This window comes from Carboxylicivirga taeanensis (assembly GCF_051851475.1).
Lineage (GTDB): Bacteria > Bacteroidota > Bacteroidia > Bacteroidales > Marinilabiliaceae > Carboxylicivirga > Carboxylicivirga taeanensis.
In genome coordinates this window covers 16,718-36,772 of the sequence record NZ_JBPUSJ010000010.1, presented here as the reverse complement: position 1 = coordinate 36,772, position 20,055 = coordinate 16,718, and the positions used below count along the sequence as shown (strand labels likewise).

Below are 20,055 nucleotides of genomic sequence, written 5' to 3'. Positions count from 1 at the left end.
AGTTATCGGTAGTTATAGTCGAGAAATGTGATGAAAAGAACCAGGGCAACCAGCACAAAAACCGAAGTGGCAAGAAGTTTTAGCAGTGTGTTGTCGAACTTTAGGTGCATAAAAAATATCAAAACCAGAGTCGATTTTACCGATGCCAGTAGAATGGCAACAAAGACAGAAAGGTTCCCTAAATCTATTTTTGTTGCACCAACCGATACGATGGTCATAATTATTAGGCCGGCTAATACATACAGATAAAGTTTATAGGGAATGATGTGTTTGTCTGATGGCTTATCCATAGTTGTCTATTTAGGGAATGAGGTAGAATAGTGGGAAAAGAAATATCCAGATTAAATCAACCAGGTGCCAGTACAGTCCTGAGTTATCAAGGAGTACGGGGTTGTTGTCTGTTAAAGTGTTGTTGTTCACGCGGTAGCATACAATGGTTATTAGAATGAATCCAACAATGATGTGTAAAGCATGCAAGCCGGTCATAAAAAAATAGAGTCCAAAAAAGAGGGTGTCACCATGCCCCAACCGCAGCAGGTCGTCGCTGCCCGGGAAAATACCATGCCCAAATTTCCCTTTCCATTCAAAGTATTTATTCGTCATAAACATAAATGCCATAAATAGGGTGGCTAGCAGAAAGAGCAATGTCAGCTGCTTGTTTTTTAGCCGAATTGCTGTGCTCGCCATGGCCATAGTGGCACTGCTAATAAGCAGTATAATGGTATTAACTGTTCCTACTGTTATGCTTAACTCCTCGGCCGCTAAATGAAAGGCCACGGGGTTGAGGTAGCGGTAGACGCCATATACGATGAACAAACCTGCAAACAAGAGGAGTTCAGTGAAAATAAATAGCCACATGCCTAATTTAGAGGCTGCATCATCTCTGTGTAATTGTATGCTCGTCATGCTTCGGTATTTTTTCGATAATCATAAGGACCTCTGCTTACAACAGGTATTTCTTCAAAGTTCTCGAGCGTAGGCGGGGAATCAACAGTCCATTCAAGGGTGCGTCCGCCCCAGGGGTTTTTACTTGCTTTCTCGCCTTTATAAGCTGATCGTATCAGGTTGTACACAATAATAATTAGTCCGAGAATTAGCACCCAGGAGCCAATTGTAGAAACGATGTTGGGACCATGAAACCGCTCAACATAGTCATAGTAGCGCCTTGGCATGCCTGTTATGCCTAAGAAAAACATGGGTAGGTATAAGGTGCAGAACCCAATGAAGAAGATGATCCATCCGCTTGTGGCTAACTTGCTGTTATACATGCGTCCCCATATTTTTGGAAACCAATAGTGAATGGCTCCCATAAACGCAAAACCAACACCCCCAAACACTATAAAGTGAAAGTGTGCAACCACAAATGCTGTATCGTGCAGGTGCACATTGGTGGCTAACGCTCCGAGTGCCAAGCCCGATAAACCGCCAATCATGAATACAAATAAAAATGAGGCCGCCCAAAAAAATGGTGTTTCCAGCTGGATGGAGGCTTTATGCAAGGTTCCCACCCAATTAAAAACTTTTATGGCACTTGGTATGGCAACGATAAAGGTAAGAAGCGAAAAGGTGTACAAAGCAGTTCCACTCATGCCCGAGGTGAACATGTGGTGGCCCCAAACAAAGTAGCCCACAAAGGCGATGGCTAATGTGGAAATTACAATGGCTTTATAGCCAAATATGGACTTGTTGGCAAAGGTGGGAATGATTTCAGAAATAGCCCCCATAGCGGGCAGTATCATGATGTAAACAGCTGGGTGGGAATATATCCAAAACAGGTGCTGATAGAGAATAGGATCGCCTCCCAGGGCCGGATCGAAGAAGCCAATATGCAACACGCGTTCGCCCACAATCATCAGCAGCGTGATGCCCACAATTGGCGTGGCTAGTATTTGGATCCACCCGGTACCATAGAGGGTCCATGGAAACAAGGGCATTTTAAACCAGGTCATGCCGGGTGCCCGCATGCGATGGATGGTTACGATAAAATTGATGCCGGTTAGAATTGATGAAAACCCCAGGATGAATGCTCCCAAAACGGCTGGTAACATGTTGGTGTTCGTTTTAAAAGCGTAAGGTGCATAAAATGTCCAGCCGGTGTCTGGCGGGCCACCAGCCATAAATAGTGATGACAGGGCGATGATGGCACCAAATACGTAAATCCACCATGATAAGAGGTTTAACTTTGGAAAAGCAACATCTTTAGCTCCAATCATAATTGGGAGCATAAAGTTGCCAAATACGGCTGGCAAGCCGGGTATGACAACCAGAAAAATCATGATGACGCCATGCAGCGTAAAGACCGCGTTGTAGGTGGCGGGATCCATCACCGTTTTGCCGGGAGCTAATAATTCAAGTTTCATGGCTGCTCCCAGCAGCACACCAGTAAAAAAGAAAGTGATGATTGAATATAGATAAAGTAATCCGATTCGTTTGTGGTCCGTAGAGAAGATCCAGGCAAAAATACCTTTATAGCGGCCTTGTTCTTCTCTGAAACTTACTGTTTCGTGATTGGTCATATAAAAGGGGTTTAGGATTTGACACTTCTTTTGGGTTTGAGGGTTAGCACCAGTAAAACGAGTCCGGCAATGATAAGAATTAACAGGCCGGCCATTTTAGTTATATTCAGAACATAGGATTGGCCAACCGGATCGTAGCTGTAGCAAAATTGTAGAATGCGGTTAACTGTGGGGCCAGGAATCCCTTTTGATGCTTCTATTACAGCCAGTTTAAATTCAAAGGGCAGGAAATAGGTGCCGTTTAAGTAGCGGGTAATTTTACCTTCGGGACTGATCAGGATTAATCCGGCTGTATGGATGTAGTCGTTGCCAGTTTTTTTAAAGCTGAATCCGGTCGCCTGTGTTAACTTGCTGATATTTGCACTGTCGGCCGTGAAAAATAGCCAGCCATTCTCCATGCCCTCGTTTTCTACAACCATGGAGTAGTTGTTTCTTTTTTTCATAGCCAGCTCTGGAGATTCACTATAGTCAAAGCTTATGGTTACGACCTGATAATCCCGTCCCAGTTGCATGTCCGACAGGTTAATTACTTCCGCAAGGCCATCCATTAGTGGGGTACAAATGCCCGGACACCGGTAGTAAACAAAGTTGAGAACAGTGGGTTTGTGGTTGATGACGGACAGAAGATTGACGGTGTCACCCCTGATGTTGATTACCTTAACATCGTTAGGCAGCAACTCGTCAAGGTGTTCGTTAATCCCAATTTTTTGTGTGTTTTGTCCCAGGCTCAATGAGGCGATCATTAATCCTATAAGCACAAATGCATAAAATTTCATAATGGCGATATTCAGTGATAAAGTATAAAAATACCCCATTATCTGCTAAAAGGCAATGTGCAAAAAAAGAAACCTCATAAAAAATGCAAACGTCTGAAAAGTCTGCATTTGTGAGCCTGTTGGTCAAAGGTGAGGCGAGAAGGGTTAGGGGTGGATTGGCTTACAGACTCATCACGCCGTCTATTGAAGAAATTGTATTGGTGACATTGATGATGGCATCAGGGCTTTTCATACTGGCTTTACAGGTCACTGAAACGTATTTAAGGTTTTTGGTGTGTTTAAAGGTTACAGAACCATGTTTGGGGAGCTGATCAACTACTTTTTGTACTTTGCCCTCAGTATTTGGAACTATGAACTTAAACATATACAGCAGCGGCCATTTTTTGTTCTGTGCCAGCAGTTCTTTCAGTTTGTTATAATCTTGAAGTGACATATTATTATGATTTTGGCTGCAAAAATAAGCTAAAATAATCAGTGTGTAAAAACCAAATTAGATTAGTTGTATCTTTAAAAACCTAACAGTTGAACTAAATTTATTGTTTATGAGAAAAATGCAGAGTATTGTTTGTTTATTATGTGTGATGACGGGTTTGTATGCCCAGTCGGACAGTGCTGAAGTGGAGGCGATAAAGGCTGTTATTCAGTCGGCCTATGTTGAAGGGATTCAGAATGAGGGAGATATTGAAAAGATTGACGCAGGTGTTCATCCTGATTTTCAACTTTTAGGGATTGGTGAAGACGGCGCTTTGTGGCATTTGCCCATTTCAGAATGGAAAGAAAAAATTAAGGAACGCAAGCAAAATGGCCAGTTACCGCGTGCCACAGACAATCTGATTAGCATTAAATTCTTATCAGTTGATGTGACGGGAACGGCGGCAGTGGCTAAGTTTGAGTTCTATGTTGGTAAGGAGTTGAAATACATCGATTATCTTTCGTTGTATAAGTTTGATGATGGCTGGAAGCTGGTGAGTAAGATATTTTATAAGTTCGAAAATTAATAATGCTGACCAGATACATAATACCATGTCCCTTTTTCTTTGCGGAAGAGGGATTTTTCATGTATGGCCTGTAGTTTTCCATTTTCAATATAAAGTGCCTTAAACTCCACCATGCCCTCTAAATCGTTTGGTCCTCCTTTGTGCGTATCTAATATGCTTAGTCCCATCCACTGTACAGAATTTGCCCAGTCTAGAATTTCCTTTCTTTCCTTTACGGGGCGTGTGGTTGGGTGATGTGTGTTTAACAGGTAATCAATATTGGGTTGCGTAAAAGCCGTATAACGGGAGCGCATGAGTGCTTCGGCACTGCTAGCTGGTTGTCCTCTTTCGATGAGTGGTTGGCAGCACAGCTCATATGCTTTGTTGGAATTGCAACTACAGTTCATCAGGTAAGTCGGATTCAAGTAGTATGGGATTTTTCATAATGCGCTCTTCCACTGTTTCAAAACTCTTATGCCATTGGCTGGCAAAAAAGAGTATCTGCGGGTTCTTAAGGCCATCCGCAATTCTGTAGATGATGGCATGGTTGGTGTTCTTAATCACAGTTTCGGCATTATCTACAACCAGTAACTTTACTTTAGTCATTGGCACGCCATTTATATTTACCAGTTCCATCAATCGTTTCGGCGTACAAATTAACACATCAAGGCCATCGTAAATTTCATCCTTTTGGTATTGTATGATGCCCTGATCGAATGCCACGAATGTTCTCAGGTTAGTGCGCTTACCCAATATTTTAAACTGCTCTTCAAGTTCAAAAGCTTTATCTTTTGTTGAAGAAATAATAATGGCTCTTGGCGCTTCTTCAAATGCTTCCTTCAGCTGTTGTATAACCCCAAAAACTATGGCGGTGGATTTTCCTTCTTTTTCGGGGGCCAGACAGAACAGGTCGGCACCAGCTTTTATTTTAGGAAGACTCAGTGTTTGAATTGCTTTAGGATGTGTATCCATGCCTGCTTCAATGATTGCTGAAGCAAGTTTTGGGTATATTTTTTTTAGTTTCATCTGTTAACGCCGTTTGAGAATGCAAAGATGGAGAAAAGTAATAGAAACAAAAATGGCCTCTCGATTAAAAAAGGCCATTTTTTTATAACGATTGCAAGTTATTGTTCCCTGCAAATGGTTGTTTTAAGCATAATAGGCAATGAGGTTATTGCCTGCGTACATTTCAATGCAATTGTCACTCCCTTCTTTTACCATCAGGCTGAATTCAGGGTTTCTCTTCTCTACAAATGAGTTGAGGCGTTGTAAGAGTATAGAAGCCTTACTATTATTTCTTTTGGTAATGAAATTATCTAATGCAATTAAAAATGAAATTTGCTTATTCTTTGCGTTTGATGTTATACGAAGATTCATAGCACACATCTTTAAGTTTATTTTTGACCTGTATACTTCTTTTATTGATATAGGTTCCATTTTTAACAATTAATAACGTTCTGCCATGGTCAGAGTGCGGTCTCACCGACAGTTTTAATTGTTTGTAACCGAGTGGATGTCGTCAAAACAACAAAAAGTGTGCCAAATAATTTGAGTAAAATTTGAGAGGTATTTCGGTTAAATCATGGGGTGCTAATGCACTGATTAACACCCCTTTGGTAGATATTAGGTGGTTGTTGTAGTTGGGCCCGCTTTTTCAAGTTTCTGTCCCTGAGGTGTGTCAGTGTACTTCTTGAAGTTCTTGATAAATTTATTTGCCAAATCATTGGCTTTTTGTTCCCATTCTTTGGGATTGGTATAGGTATTTCGTGGATCCATGATGGTCGGATCTACCTTTTTAAGTTGCTTAGGGATTTCAAAATTGAAAATAGGAACTGTTGTTGTTTCTGCGTTTTCTATGGAGCCGTCTAAAATGGCATCAATAATGGCACGGGTATCTTTAATGGAAATGCGCTTACCTGTTCCATTCCAACCTGTATTCACCAGGTAGGCTTTGGCACCATGTTCTTCCATCTTTTTTACCAGCTCAGTACTGTATTTAGTAGGATGTAAAGACAGGAATGCTTCGCCAAAGCAAGCCGAGAAGGTGGGGCGTGGTTCAGTAACTCCGAGTTCGGTTCCGGCCAGCTTAGCTGTAAAGCCTGATAAAAAGTGGTACTGTGTTTGTTCGGGAGTTAACTTGGATACCGGCGGCATCACTCCAAAGGCATCGGCAGTAAGGAAGATGACTTTATTGGCATGGCCGGCCTTCGAAACGGGCTTAACAATGTTGTTGATGTGGTAAATTGGATAGGATACTCTGGTGTTTTCTGTTACTGAGTTGTCACAGAAATCAATTTTGCCATCCTCATTAACCGTCACATTTTCCAGAAGGGCATTTTTCTTGATAGCATTGTAGATATCGGGTTCGCTTTCTTTATCCAGATTAATTGTTTTGGCGTAGCAGCCGCCTTCGAAATTAAACACACCATCGTCATCCCATCCGTGTTCATCATCTCCAATAAGTTCTCTTTTTGGGTCGGTTGATAAGGTCGTTTTTCCTGTGCCGGACAGGCCAAAGAAAATAGCAACATCACCATTTTGGCCTTTGTTGGCCGAGCAATGCATAGATGCCATGCCGTTTAGAGGCAGATAATAATTCATCATGGCAAACATGCCCTTTTTCATCTCACCACCATACCAGGTGCCGCCAATGATTTGCATCCGCTCTGTCAAATTAAAAATAGTGAAAACCTCGGAGTTGAGTCCTTGTTGCTTCCAATTCTTATTGGTGGTTTTTGAGGCGTTAATCACTACGAAATCGGGTTCGCCATAGTTAGCCAATTCACTTTCGGTGGGTCTGATAAACATGTTTTTTACAAAATGTGCCTGCCAGGCCACTTCGGTAATAAAGCGCACTTTAAGTCGACTGTTGGTGTTGGCTCCGCAAAAGGCATCAATTACGTAAAGTTTTTTATCGGATAAATGGGCGCAGGCATCCTTTTTGATTGTCGCCCATGTTTCCGGAGAAACAGGTTTGTTGTCATTCTTTGAAAATTCGGATGTCCACCAGATGGTGTCTTTGGTGATATCGTCTTTAACTATGTATTTATCCTTTGGCGAACGGCCAGTGAATTTACCGGTCATAACATTGATGGCGCCAGTTTCTGTTAATTGACCTTTTTCGTAGCCTTTCAATGTTGGATCAAGTTCGTCAATGTACAATTCTTCGTAGGATGGGTTGTGTAATACGGCTTGAGTATTTACAATTCCATACTTACTTAGTTCTACCTTGGATTTTACTGCTTCCATTTTGTGTGTTGTTAGTTGGGGTTTCTTACAGTTTAAAAGTAATAGTGGATTTTATCTACTGTAATTGTGATATTAATATGCCAATATCTTTAAAAAATTAACTTAATGATTCAAAATGTTACAAACCTTTACAAATGAAAATACTGAAATACTTCTTTATTATCAAGTAATTAAGAGGTATATCAGCAATTGGTATTATTTGGAGTACTAAGATTTGTAATTTGTTAGAAAATAAACAAATTATTGAATTACTTTGTTTTTGTAAGGTTGATAAAGTGTTGAAATTCAGCCTTAAAAATTTAAATAAAGAAATTATTAGCTATTTTAACTACCAAACTGTAATTAATTGGGTGAATTGGGGGGGTGTAAGGCCTTATTAGATTTATGGTCCATTGCTTTAGCCGGTTGTGAAAGCCTTATTAAAAGGCGGTTTTCATGTTCAGTGGTTTTTGCTGAATAAACTTAGTTGTTGTATTGGCGGGGCTGGTTTTTCAATTTTCAGCAGTTGTTTTTTGACATTAAGGCCACCGGCATAGCCAGTTAATTGACCATTGCTGCCAATAATTCGATGACAGGGAATAATGATGGAAATCGCGTTGGCCCCATTGGCAGAGGCAACGGCCCTCACTAAGTTTTTATTTCCTAATTGTTCAGCCAATTGAAGATAGCTGATAGTGGTGCCAAAAGGGATATCATGAAGTGCTTGCCAGACTTTTTTCTGAAAGTTGGTGCCAACTGGCAGTATGGGAAGGGAAAAATTGGTGAGTTTTCCTGCCGCGTATGCCTGCAGTTGTTCTATCGTTGCTTCAATAATCGGGGATGATTCTTCACGGTATTGTGCATTTAAAGTTTGGCAGATGCGTCTATCTACTGATTCACGCATTTTCCTGTATCGCCAATCGCACAGGCATAGTTTGTTCTGGTATGCGCCTACAATGAGTTCGCCGAACGGACTTTGATAATACTGTATGGAGATGAACGGCATGCTAGAAGAATGATTTTTTTCGTGTGCAATATACAAAACAAAAGCTGCGATGGGTTTAAGAAATACCCACCGCAGCTTTTTTTAGTCTTGTTGTATTATTGACTGTTACAGTTTAGCAAAGAAATCATTTCCTTTATCATCAACAATGATAAAGGCAGGGAAATTTTCAACTCTAATCTTGCGAACAGCTTCCATGCCTAACTCCTCAAAGTCAACTACTTCTACTGATTTAATGCTGTTTTTAGCCAGAATGGCTGCCGGTCCACCAATGGAACCCAAGTAAAAACCACCGTTATTCTTACAGGCATCGGTGACGGCCTGTGAGCGGTTACCTTTAGCTACCATAATCATCGAACCGCCATTTTTCTGGAAGAAGTCCACGTATGGGTCCATCCGCCCGGCGGTAGTAGGTCCAAAGCTACCCGATGCCATCCCTTTAGGCGTTTTGGCCGGGCCGGCGTAGTAAACCGGATGGTTTTTAAGATACTCTGGCATTGGCTTTCCTTCATCCAACATTTGCTTGATGCGGGCATGTGCAATGTCGCGAGCTACAATCAATGTTCCCGAAAGGTTAAGGCGTGTTTTTATCGGGTACTTGGTTAGTTCCTTTAACACGTCTTCCATGGGCTGATCCAAGTCAATATCCACAGCCGGAGCCATGTGTGGTGCTTCTTTAGGAACAAAGCGTGATGGATTTTTTTCCAGCTCTTCTACAAAAATACCTTCCTCTGTAATTTTAGCTTTGATGTTGCGGTCGGCACTACAGCTAACTCCCAATCCAACCGGGCACGAAGCGGCGTGGCGTGGCAGGCGGATAACACGAACATCATGCACAAAATATTTTCCGCCAAACTGAGCACCAATTGTACTTTCCTGGCAAATTTTCTGCACTTTTTCTTCCCATTCCAAATCGCGATAAGCCTGACCGCCCTCATTTCCTTCAGTTGGCAGGTGATCGAAGTAGCCTGCAGAGGCTTTTTTTACAGTTGCCAGCGTGGCTTCGGCTGAAGTACCACCAATTACTAAAGCAAGGTGATAAGGTGGGCAAGCCGAGGTTCCCAGATCTTTAATCTTATCCTGTACGAATTTTGTCAGGTTTTCTTCTGTTAGCAGGGCTTTGGTTTGCTGGTACAAAAAGGTTTTATTACCCGAACCGCCACCTTTGGTCATAAACAAGAAATCGTATTGATTACCTTGCTCAGCGTATATATCTATTTGTGCAGGCAGGTTAGTGCCTGTGTTTTTTTCTTCAAACATTGAGAAAGGAACTACCTGTGAGTAGCGCAGATTCCTGTCACGATAGGTTTCAAACACCCCTTTCGACAAATGTTCAGCATCGTTGGCACCTGTAAATACATTTTCTCCTTTCTTGCCAATCACAATGGCTGTGCCGGTATCCTGACAGGTGGGCAGTTCGCCTTCTGCTGTCACTACCTGGTTCATAAGCATGGTGTGTGCTACAAAACGGTCATTGTCAGATGCTTCCTCGTCTTGCAAAATATTAGCCAGCTTCTGCAGGTGCGTTGGACGTAAGTAAAAGGAAACATCAGAAAATGCCTCTTTAGAAAGTAGTTCCAGCCCTTTGGGGTCTACTTTTAGAATTTTTCGGCCATCTACCTCAATCGTCGAAACATAATCTTTGGTTACCAAACGATAAGGAGTTTCATCCTTAAGGATTGGAAAGGGTTTTTGATATTTAAAATCAGCCATAATAGAAATTGGTTATTAGGCAGAAGTCATTAGCCATCGTCTAAATAGTGGTTTCGATGATGACTATTGGCTTAAGCAGTTTTATATTATAATTTATCGATTTATCAACGTTCTTAACAGATGCGCCATCGCTTTAGTGCAAATCTAAAATATAATTCAAAATCAATTAAAGAAAGAGTGCAATAATTACCGTTAAAAAATTATAAAGTCAAATGGCTATCAGCTTTGAATGTCATATGATAATTTTTTATCTTTCCTTAATGAAAAGAATAGAAAATCTAATCATCGAATTTAGTGACTTTATTTGGGGTACGCCATTACTTATTCTTCTTTTAGGTGGTGGATTTTTCTTTATGATTTATAGCCGACTTTTACCTTTCCGATATATTTCTCATGCCATCGATATTTTAAGAGGTAAATATGATAATCCCGAGGAGGAAGGGCAAATCAACCATTTTCAGGCTTTATCAACTGCTTTGGCAGCTACAGTTGGTATGGGAAATATTAGTGGCGTGGCTGTAGCAATTACAGCAGGTGGTCCGGGTGCCATTTTTTGGATGTGGGTGAGTGCCGTGCTGGGAGTCTCCACAAAATTTTTTACCGGAACGTTGGCTGTTATGTTCCGTGGTAAAGATGATAGGGGCGAAGTACAGGGCGGCCCCATGTATATAATCACAGAGGGACTGGGTAAAGCCTGGAAACCTATGGCAGTGTTTTTTGCTGTGGCCGCCATGTTTGCAGTATTCCCTGTATTTCAGAGTAATCAGTTAACCCAGGTGTTCCGCGATATTGTCTTAAAACCCAATGGCGTAACAACTGGTTTTACCAGTGATTTAGTAACAGGCCTTCTTGTGGCTGCCTGCATGTCGGTTGTTATTTTTGGTGGAATTAAGCGCATTGGTAAGGTCACTGCCAGTATTGTTCCATTTATGGTGCTGCTTTATGTTGGGTTGGTGCTGTATATTATTTTTTCGCATCCCGATGCACTTTGGGATGCCATTGTCCTTATTTTTAAAGATGCATTTGACGCCCAAGCCGTGCTGGGAGGTGCTGTGGGCATTATTATTATAACGGGAATCAAGCGGGCAGCCTTTTCTAATGAAGCAGGTATAGGGACAGCTCCATTAGCACATGGGGCGGCAAAAACCAATGAGCCCGTGCGCGAAGGCTTGGTGGCCATGCTTGGGCCGATTGTTGATACACTTATTGTATGTACAATGACGGCCTTAGCAATTTTGGTCACAGGTGTTTGGCAAACGAGTGATGCAGATGGCATTACTTTAACAGCTTTGGCCTTTGATAAAGCTATTCCGGGGTACGGACCTTACTTGCTAATTATTTGTGTATTGTTTTTTGCTTTGTCCACTTTGTTTACTTTTCCCTACTATGGAAATAAGTGCTCTTCGTATTTGTTTGGTACGAAATCGCACAATATTTATAATGTGTTAAGTGTGATAAGTGCAGTTGTAGCTGCTGTTGTATCCATTGATGTAGTGATTGCGTTTATCGATTCAGCCTATGCCTTAATGGCTTTTCCAAATATGATTGCGGCCATTATTCTGGCACCTCATGTCAAACGAGCCACCATCAGCTACTTTAACCGGCTTAAGTCAAAACCTGGAAAAATGGCTTAACCTGTAACTATTCCAGGAGCTAAAGCGTCCTATTATTTTAAAAACGCTTAATCGTAATTATATGAGAAAAATAATGCTGCTTTTACTGGTTGTTTTAACCACAGTTACTCAATCGCAAGAAAAAGAAACGCGTACCCTTGATGATTTTACCCGTATTTCGGTTTCATCAGGGATTGATTTGTACTTAACTCAGGCTGGCGATCAGGCCTTGGAGGTGGTGTGTCGAAAGGATATTCTACACAAATTGATTACTGAAGTGCAGGGAAACACCCTGAAGATTTATATTAAAGGACGAGGTGGCTGGAATTGGGGCGAAAATTCAGTGCCTAAGGTTTACGTGTCCTTTAAGGAACTCGAAGAGTTAACAGCCAGTGGCGGTTCCGATGTTTATGGTCAGAATGTGCTGGAGCAGCCTTTTGTGCATGTTAGCAGTAGTGGGGGTTCTGATGTTTATCTGGAAGTGAATACCCAGGAGCTAAAGTTGACGACTTCGGGTGGTGCTGATATGAAACTTAAAGGGACAGCCGATAAATTGATTGCAATTTCAAGCGGCGGTTCTGATATTAATGCCCGCGAATTGAAGGCGCAATTTGTTAAAGTTACTTCTTCGGGCGGTTCAGATGCAGTTGTTTGGGTAGAAAAAGAGATAGTAGCTAATGCTAGCGGAGGGAGTGATATTACGTTTTATGGAGCTCCTGAGCGAAAGCAGTTGAATGAATCGGGCGCAGGAGATATTCAGCAACGATAAAAGATATCTATTGATTATAAGCCGCATCAGCCCCGATGTGGCTTATTTATTACTTAGAAGGTATTTAAATTATGGGCGAATGCTACACTGTTTAACTAAAAGTGTTACTTTGGAAAGAAAAGAATGCGCCTACCCCTCATTGTTCTTTCACTATTGCTTTGCAGTGCTGGTACTGTTGGGCAATCGGCCAAATGTGAGATTAAAAATTACCACAAAGTTATTCAGCTGTCGGGCAACACCCTGGTTGAACAAACCGAAGTGGAACTGCAAATTAATTCGGCTAAAGGATTAGCTGAAGCCGAAATTAAAATTCTCTACTCCAAAGGGAATGTTGTCAAAGACTTGCAGGCTGTAGTTTATGATAGTAATGGTCAGCAAATCCGTAAGCTCAAAAATAGGGATATTGTTCGCTCTAATGCTTTTTCATACGAGGCATTCCATAGCGATGATATGCTCTTATCTTTTAAACTGCTGCACAATAGTTATCCTTACATAATAAAATACAGCTATCGCAAGCAGGCTGATGATTACCTTTTTTTAGCTTACTGGTTACCTCGCCTTAAAAAGGATATTCCTGTTCGACGTGCTTCGCTCACCCTTAATGTGCCGGATGGGCTGCCGCTTAATGTTTTTCAACAAAGCATACAATCGCCTGATGTAAAGGTGATAGGCCCTGAACGTGTGTACCATTGGGAGGCTGAAAATATTGAGGTGGTCGAACGTGAAAAATTTGGTCCTCAATGGCAGGAGTTGCAAGCGCAAGTTGTTGTGATGCCTGCAGATTTTCATTATGGGGTTGATGGTAACGGACGCAGCTGGCAACAATTTGGCAAGTGGTTAACACAATTGAAAGAAAACAGCCAAAGCCTGACATTAGAAGAGCAAAATCGCATCCGGCAAATCACCGAAGATTGTGAGAGTGATCGGGAGAAGATTGATAAACTTTATAAATACTTACAAACGAATACGCGCTACATCAATGTAGCCTTAGATATAGGAGGCTTAAAACCAGAGCCAGCCAGCTATGTGTGTGCCAATAAATATGGCGATTGCAAGGCGCTTACTAACTACATGCAAGCCATGCTCAGCGAGCTCGGAATACATTCTGTTTATACAGTTGTGCATGCAGGTCATCATCCCAAACATATCAAAAAGGCCTACCCGTCTCAGCAGTTTAATCACGTTATTCTCTGTGTGCCGCAGGCTAATGATACAATTTGGTTAGAGTGTACCGATAATTCAGCACCTTTTAATTACCTGGGAACGTTTACGCAAAACAGAACAGTGTTATTGGTGGATGGCGAACAGAGTCGATTGGCTCAAACACCGGCTCTGCAGGTGGCTGATGTAGCAAACAGCTATCGAACCCAAATTTCCCAAGATGCAGCAGGCGTTTGGCAGGCTTCCACCTTCGCGAGGTTAAGAGGGCGGGCATTTGATTCCCTAAAAAGTTTAAATGATGGTTTGCCGCAGCGGGATAAACTGGATTATATTGAAAAACTCAGCCTTATTGAATATGCCGATATCCAGGATTTTGAATTAAACAGGGCTTCTGTCGATTCTTCGGTGATAGATTTATCGTTGCAGGCCAACCTGGTGAATGCGATTGAGCCAATTGGTAATCGAGCTCTTCTTAAACCAGTTCGCCCCTTCTATTTCAACCTCGAAACACCGGAAAAACGTACCCAGGAGCTTCGATTTAACTATCCGTTTAATGTGCATGACACGGTTATTTATAAAATGCCCAAGGCCATTAAGAAGCTGAGTGGCATTAAAGGTCAAAGACTTACTTCCAGATTCGGCAGTTACCAGCGGGAGGTACATATCGAGGGAAATACCTTGGTAATATCCCGACACCTGGTTATTAAAGCCGGAGTTTATGAGTTGGATGAATACGAATTACTTTACTCTTTTATAAAGACTTTTGGAAATGCCGAATTGGAAAAGGGCATCATTGAATACCTCTAAGTTAATCGCCTTCGGCATATAAAAAGGTGACAAGATATTTTATGGATAGTAAATAGTTTAAGTACTCAAATCATTGGCATTTAAATGGCCAGTAAAATGTAAATTTAAATCGCATGAATAAGCTTTTAACCATTATTTTATTACTAAATGTATTTGTGCTTCATTTGCTTGAGGGGCAGGATATCAAGTTTGGCAGTTTGCGGCCATCTGATTTTGAAATGAGTGAGTGTGCCTTTGAAAAAGAGGCGCCTGCCGTTGTTTTATTCGATTTAGGTAATTCCTGGTTTGTGCAGGATGACAGGGGCTTTGTGTTGTGTTTTGAAAGGCATGTACGGATTAAGATTTTTGATGAGTCAGCCTTTAACAAAGGCGAGTTTGAGATAGCTCTTTTTCAGGAGGGAGAACAGCGAGAAGTTGTCAAGGATATTCAGGGTTACACCTTTAATGTGGAAGGAGGGCGTTTGGAGCAGATAGCTTTGGATTTGAAGAATGTCTATCAGGAAGATATCAATGAGTATTGGTATATGAAAAAATTTGCCATGCCACAGGTGAAGGAAGGTTCCATTGTGGACGTGAAGTACAGTGTGTACTCTCATTATTACGATTATTTTAAAGATTGGGAGTTTCAGACAGATATTCCGGTTTTATACAGCGAGTACCGGGTGAATATGATTCCATTCTTTTCATACCGTTACCGTTTGCAAGGGGCCACAAAGTTCGATCATTATAAAAAATACGAGAAGAAAGGGCTCGACAGGGTATTTGTCGGTATTCCGTTTAATGATATGGTGTATGAGTTTGGCATGCGCAACATTCCGTCTTTCAATGATGAGAGCTTTATTTCGTCGAGAAATGATTACCTGAAAAAGATTGATTTTCAACTTTCGGAGATTAACTACCCATCGGGCTATTCCCGCAAGTACATGAATACCTGGCCATCGCTGGCCGAAGAGTTGCTCGATAATGATAGTTTTGGCAGATACCTGAAAAGGGCTCAGAAATGGGGTGAAAAAACTTTCGCTCATTTGCAACAGAAACCTCAAGAGGAGCAACTGGAGGAGGTGCTTAATTATATGAAGCAAAACTATAGTTGGAATAACTATAGCGGTAAATTTGCCCAGTATTCGCTCAAAGAGTTTAACTCAGAACTAAATGGCAATATTGGCAATATTAATTTAAGCACCATTGGAGCTTTGCGCTCACTTGGCCTTTCTGTTTCACCTGTTATTATCAGTACGCGCGATAATGGCAAAGTAAGTGACTCGTTTCCTTACTCGAAGTTGTTTAATTATGTGCTTATTTTGGTGGAGGTAAATGGAACGAAACGCCTGGTTGATGCAACTCAGGATTTGTGTCCCAATAATTTGATTCCTTCAAACTGTATTAATGGCAAGGGATTTATTGTGGAAGAAGATAGTGAGAATTGGGTAACGATTACCAATGCAGCCCTTTCAATGGAGGAAATCAATCTGGCTATGTCAGTCAATGTTAAAGACAATCAGGTTGAGGGAGTGTGTAAGGCCAGAAGCACGGGCTATGCAGCTTTATCGGATCGCCAGGATTATTATGCCAGCAAAGAAAAGTTTGAGGAGAAGATTACCAAAAGAGGAGTGAAGGTTACCTCCATGGAAGCTGATGATTTGTTTGATAGCCCATTGTCTTTTAAATATGCATTTAATTTTTCTCAGTCCATCGATCGCATTGATGAGCAGTTGATAATTGCGCCATTTGCCAATCTCTCTGAGCATAGTAACCCTTTCATTCAAGAGGAAAGAACGCATCCGGTTGATTTGGTTTACCTAAGAGGAAACCGGTTGGTGGCCACCATAGAGGTGCCAGAAGGGTATAATGTTCAGGAACTTCCAGGCAATAAAAAACTGGAAACTGAAAATGTAAGCTTTAATTACATGGTGCATCAAAAAGGTGCATTAGTGCAGGTGGTGGCCTTATACAATTTCAAGAAGCAAACCTATCCGGCCAATACATATAAAGAGTTGAAACAATTTATGCAAACAGTAACATCAAAAATTAACGCTAAAATTGTATTGGTTAAAAAGGATGACAATCTGGTGTCGAAATTGTAGCAGAATTGTCAATAGGCGGCTTAACTAATCATGCTCCAGTTCATTTTTTCGCTGGCTAGCTTTTTGAGTTGTTTGTTCAGTATGTAGTTTTCCTGTTTCTCCAGCAAGGGGTCGATGCTTAAGATGGCTTCGGCCACCTGACGGGCAAATTGCAGAATTTGTCCATCGCGTCCCAGGTTGGCAATTTTTAATGAGAAAGGTAGTCCAGATTGTTGAGTACCTTCCAAATCGCCCGGGCCACGCAGCTTCAGGTCGGCCTCAGCAATTTCAAAGCCATCGGTTGAGCGGGTCATGATATCCATTCGCTTGCGGGTTTCGTCCGATAGTTTATAGCTGGTCATTAGAATGCAGAAGCTTTGCTCGGCGCCACGACCAACACGCCCGCGCAGCTGATGCAACTGCGATAAGCCAAAGCGCTCGGCACTTTCAATCACCATAACCGAGGCATTGGGCACATTCACCCCTACTTCAATCACAGTGGTGGATACCAGTATTTGTGAGCGGTTGGCGGCAAATTCCTGCATGGCCTCGTCTTTTTCTGCGGGACGCATCTTACCATGCACCATGCTCACTTTGTAATCAGGGAAAACACGTTGCATGTATTCATAGCCTTCAGCCAGATTTTTAAAATCCATCTTTTCCGACTCCTCAATCAGAGGATAGACTACGTAAACCTGTCTGCCTTTATCCAGTTCTCCTTTAATGAATTTATTGAGGTTGTTACGTCGGTTATGAAAATAGTGCGCTGTTTCAATGGGTTTTCGTCCCGGGGGCAGCTCATCAATTACCGATACTTCCAAATCGCCATAGATAGTCATCGCCAGGGTTCTCGGGATAGGTGTGGCCGTCATTACCAGCACATGCGGGGGCTGTGTGTTTTTGCGCCATAGCCGGGCACGTTGCGCCACTCCAAAACGGTGTTGCTCATCAACCACCACTAAACCGAGGTTGTTAAACACGACCTTATCTTCCAGCAGGGCATGTGTACCAATTAAAATCTGCAGTTCACCCGATTGAAGGTCTCTATCAATCTGCTCACGTTCTTTTTTCTTGGATGAGCCGGTGAGTAAGGCTACTTTAATATCTAAACCCTCCACCATTTGGCTTATGGTTTCAAAGTGCTGGGTAGCCAGTATCTCTGTAGGGGCCATCAGGCAGGTCTGGAAATTATTATCCAGCGCAATGAGCATTACCATCAAGGCTACGAGTGTTTTTCCCGAGCCAACATCTCCTTGGAGCAAGCGGTTCATTTGTTTGCCCGAGCCCATGTCGCGTCTTATTTCTTTAATAACGCGCTTTTGGGCGTTGGTAAGTTCGAATGGGATTTTTTGTGAGTAAAACTCATTGAGGTATTGTCCAACCGTGCCAAATAAATGTCCTTTAATGGCCTTGCTTCTTTGGTTACGCTGCCGCAGAATATTTAGCTGAATGTAAAAAAGCTCTTCAAATTTCAACCTGAATTGTGCTTTTTCCAGGAGCTGTGAGTTAGGCGGAAAATGGATTGTTTTGAGAGATTCGTGCAGGTTCAGTAGTTTGTATTTCTCAAGAATGCTGGCCGGCAAGGTCTCCGATATTTTTCCCTGGAAAGATAGAAAGATATTTTGTTGAAGCTTATTGATGGCTTTCGAATTCAGAAAACCTTTCTTCATCTTTTCAGTGGTGTTGTAAAAGGCCTGCAGGGCTGATGAAATTTTCACCTGTGCATCATTCACCTTCTCCAGTTCAGGATGAACGATGTTTACTCTGCCATTAAACGACGAAGGTTTTCCGAAAACAATGTACTCGGCTTCTGAATTAATCGAGTCTTTCACATATTTATGTCCTTTGAACCAGATGAGCTCCAATATCCCTGTTCCGTCGGTAAAAGTTGCGGTCATTCGACTTTGCCGCCCCGTTCCAACTGTGCTGAGCGAGGTGAAGCGCCCCTTCACCTGTATGTAGGGCAACTTGGTATTTACCTCGCGAATGGCGTAAAACTTACTGCGGTCAACATACTTATAAGGGAAATAGTAGAGCAAATCCTCGTAGGATGCAACCTTAAGCTCCTGCTTTAACAGCTCAGCTTTTTTGGGGCCAACGCCCGGCAGGTAGTTAATATTTTGCATCGATAAATCAGACATAGATGCAAAAATAATAATTTACTTTATACAACGGATTGATCGGACTAAACTGTATTGATTGCACTCGAGCAGCGGCTTCTGCTAATTATTTAAGATACTTTTCTTCTGCATTGTCAAAGGCGCACGTATTGTCGATATCGATAATAATTTTGTTGATACCTTTTCATGTTATCTGTTTCAAGTCGAATGGGATTAAGGGTTTATACCTAGTTTGAGCGGGTAGTGGTATCGTTTTGCACAGATAATGAGGTTCTAATCTATTGTTTTGTTCTGCTGGAAGCTGAAAGTTTCATCGCGATATAATTGTTATGACGTAAAAAAGGTTGACTTTTAAATCATATACTGTTAACTTCGCCTAGAATTAATTGGCTGAAGCCCACTAACTATAAACCAAACCATTGTGAACTACGACCCTGACCATCAGTTTTGTATCCGCGCTTTACTACCTGTTATAGAGCATCGTATGCTGCAGTAACTCCTTTGTAACGTAATTATTTATCTCTTGTGCTACGGTAGTCTTTGATATCTACCTGGCAAATAACCATACACTAAATGTTGTTAATATGAAAAACTTAATCCTTTTATTAGCTATCTCCATTCTGATTATTTCTTGTTCTGAAGATGAGAAATCGGAACTGACAGTACATACAAAATTACTGCGTTTAAACTATCAGGAAACCAAAACGATTGAGGCTGTTTCTGATTATCCGATTACCTGCTCCTGTCCTGATCCTTACCATGCAACCTCACAAATGTTAAATGTAACTGCCAATAAAGTGGGGGTGACTGTTGTTGATGTGGAAAGTAATGACAGAAAAGAATCTGTGCGCATAGAGATTGTGCCCGTTTATAATTTATATGATATGCCTGAAGTAGACTGGTCAAAAGGTTTAACAGAGATAATCAATGAGCAAGGGCAGCCACAAACGAAAGATCTACACACCATAAGCTATTCGTTATCGGAAGGGGTAGCATATAAAAAGGCCTATGTGTTTGAAGAGGATAATGCACAATTGGCAGCCTCAGTTATTTTGATTGGTAAAGAGCATTACAGGGATGTTAAAGCTGCCTTATTGGAGCGGTACGAGTATCAGGGTATGTTATATTTTAGCGACAGCGATGCTAATGAGGAACTGTACTTTGATGCCTTACAGGAGGAAGATGCTACCATGTTTGTTGTTTTGAATGAATGGACGAATGGCGACCTCATTGTGTATTATGTGCCTCGTACCCGTGATTTACCGCCTAAAATAAACGAGATAAATCAAAAGCTCGAGAACTTTTAATT

The 20,055-nt window shown here is 41.6% G+C and carries 18 protein-coding genes; 6 read left to right on the top strand and 12 right to left on the bottom strand.

Annotation, left to right across the window (positions count from 1 at the left end; genetic code table 11):
- Positions 1–2: 2 nt before the first annotated feature.
- From ACSX1H_RS14230 to ACSX1H_RS14210, 5 genes are all read right to left on the bottom strand, one after another.
- Entirely contained in the window at positions 3–290 is a 288-nt protein-coding gene (locus ACSX1H_RS14230; RefSeq protein ID WP_439184889.1) for a cytochrome C oxidase subunit IV family protein, read from the bottom strand.
- A gap of 10 nt (positions 291–300) precedes the next feature.
- Positions 301–906: a cytochrome c oxidase subunit 3 family protein gene (locus tag ACSX1H_RS14225; protein WP_439184887.1), complete on the bottom strand. Its 606-nt coding sequence runs from the start codon at positions 904–906 to the stop codon at positions 301–303.
- A complete protein-coding gene (locus tag ACSX1H_RS14220) occupies positions 903–2,516 on the bottom strand; it encodes a cytochrome c oxidase subunit I (protein WP_439184885.1) in 1,614 nt (537 codons plus the stop codon). Before ACSX1H_RS14220 ends, ACSX1H_RS14225 begins: the two co-directional genes overlap by 4 nt.
- An 11-nt stretch (positions 2,517–2,527) precedes the next feature.
- Positions 2,528–3,292, bottom strand: a complete 765-nt coding sequence (locus ACSX1H_RS14215) for an SCO family protein (RefSeq protein WP_439184883.1) — start codon at positions 3,290–3,292, stop codon at positions 2,528–2,530.
- Between the two features lie 160 nt (positions 3,293–3,452).
- On the bottom strand, positions 3,453–3,725 hold the full coding sequence (locus tag ACSX1H_RS14210; RefSeq protein WP_439184881.1) for a DUF493 family protein: 273 nt from the start codon (positions 3,723–3,725) through the stop codon (positions 3,453–3,455).
- Positions 3,726–3,834: 109 nt separating this feature from the next.
- Here ACSX1H_RS14210 and ACSX1H_RS14205 point away from each other — a divergent pair, with 109 nt between their 5' ends.
- Complete coding sequence (locus tag ACSX1H_RS14205; RefSeq protein WP_439184880.1) at positions 3,835–4,290, top strand: nuclear transport factor 2 family protein; 456 nt, start codon at positions 3,835–3,837, stop codon at positions 4,288–4,290.
- Here ACSX1H_RS14205 and ACSX1H_RS14200 read toward each other — a convergent pair.
- From ACSX1H_RS14200 to ACSX1H_RS14175, 6 genes are all read right to left on the bottom strand, one after another.
- Positions 4,287–4,676, bottom strand: coding sequence for a YchJ family protein (locus ACSX1H_RS14200; protein WP_439184878.1), 390 nt, complete (start codon positions 4,674–4,676; stop codon positions 4,287–4,289). The genes ACSX1H_RS14205 and ACSX1H_RS14200 overlap by 4 nt on opposite strands.
- Complete coding sequence (locus ACSX1H_RS14195) at positions 4,666–5,295, bottom strand: DEAD/DEAH box helicase (RefSeq protein ID WP_439184876.1); 630 nt, start codon at positions 5,293–5,295, stop codon at positions 4,666–4,668. The genes ACSX1H_RS14200 and ACSX1H_RS14195 overlap by 11 nt, the downstream gene beginning before the upstream one ends.
- A gap of 123 nt (positions 5,296–5,418) precedes the next feature.
- On the bottom strand, positions 5,419–5,646 hold the full coding sequence (locus ACSX1H_RS14190) for a hypothetical protein (protein ID WP_439184875.1): 228 nt from the start codon (positions 5,644–5,646) through the stop codon (positions 5,419–5,421).
- A gap of 246 nt (positions 5,647–5,892) precedes the next feature.
- Positions 5,893–7,518 carry a phosphoenolpyruvate carboxykinase (ATP) gene (gene pckA, locus ACSX1H_RS14185; protein ID WP_439184873.1) on the bottom strand — a complete coding sequence of 542 codons (1,626 nt, stop codon included), beginning with the start codon at positions 7,516–7,518 and terminating at the stop codon, positions 5,893–5,895.
- A gap of 439 nt (positions 7,519–7,957) precedes the next feature.
- On the bottom strand, positions 7,958–8,503 hold the full coding sequence (locus ACSX1H_RS14180) for a methylated-DNA--[protein]-cysteine S-methyltransferase (protein ID WP_439184871.1): 546 nt from the start codon (positions 8,501–8,503) through the stop codon (positions 7,958–7,960).
- Positions 8,504–8,608: 105 nt separating this feature from the next.
- The gene (locus tag ACSX1H_RS14175; RefSeq protein ID WP_439184869.1) at positions 8,609–10,213 is read right to left on the bottom strand and encodes a fumarate hydratase; all 1,605 of its coding nucleotides are present in this window, start codon (positions 10,211–10,213) and stop codon (positions 8,609–8,611) included.
- Positions 10,214–10,473: 260 nt separating this feature from the next.
- On the opposite strand from ACSX1H_RS14175, the gene ACSX1H_RS14170 reads away from it, so the two are divergent.
- The 4 genes from ACSX1H_RS14170 (at position 10,474) to ACSX1H_RS14155 (ending at position 16,647) form a co-directional block, all read left to right on the top strand.
- Positions 10,474–11,847, top strand: coding sequence for an alanine/glycine:cation symporter family protein (locus ACSX1H_RS14170; RefSeq protein ID WP_439184867.1), 1,374 nt, complete (start codon positions 10,474–10,476; stop codon positions 11,845–11,847).
- A gap of 61 nt (positions 11,848–11,908) precedes the next feature.
- Positions 11,909–12,595 (top strand): head GIN domain-containing protein, encoded by a 687-nt coding sequence (locus ACSX1H_RS14165; RefSeq protein ID WP_439184865.1) that lies wholly within the window; start codon positions 11,909–11,911, stop codon positions 12,593–12,595.
- A gap of 123 nt (positions 12,596–12,718) precedes the next feature.
- A complete protein-coding gene (locus tag ACSX1H_RS14160; protein WP_439184863.1) occupies positions 12,719–14,563 on the top strand; it encodes a DUF3857 domain-containing protein in 1,845 nt (614 codons plus the stop codon).
- 113 nt (positions 14,564–14,676) lie between these two features.
- A complete protein-coding gene (locus tag ACSX1H_RS14155) occupies positions 14,677–16,647 on the top strand; it encodes a DUF3858 domain-containing protein (protein WP_439184861.1) in 1,971 nt (656 codons plus the stop codon).
- 20 nt (positions 16,648–16,667) lie between these two features.
- Here ACSX1H_RS14155 and recG read toward each other — a convergent pair whose 3' ends face one another.
- Complete coding sequence (recG, locus tag ACSX1H_RS14150; protein ID WP_439184859.1) at positions 16,668–18,767, bottom strand: ATP-dependent DNA helicase RecG; 2,100 nt, start codon at positions 18,765–18,767, stop codon at positions 16,668–16,670.
- Between the two features lie 563 nt (positions 18,768–19,330).
- Here recG and ACSX1H_RS14145 point away from each other — a divergent pair.
- The gene (locus ACSX1H_RS14145; protein WP_439184857.1) at positions 19,331–20,053 is read left to right on the top strand and encodes a hypothetical protein; all 723 of its coding nucleotides are present in this window, start codon (positions 19,331–19,333) and stop codon (positions 20,051–20,053) included.
- Positions 20,054–20,055 lie beyond the last annotated feature (2 nt).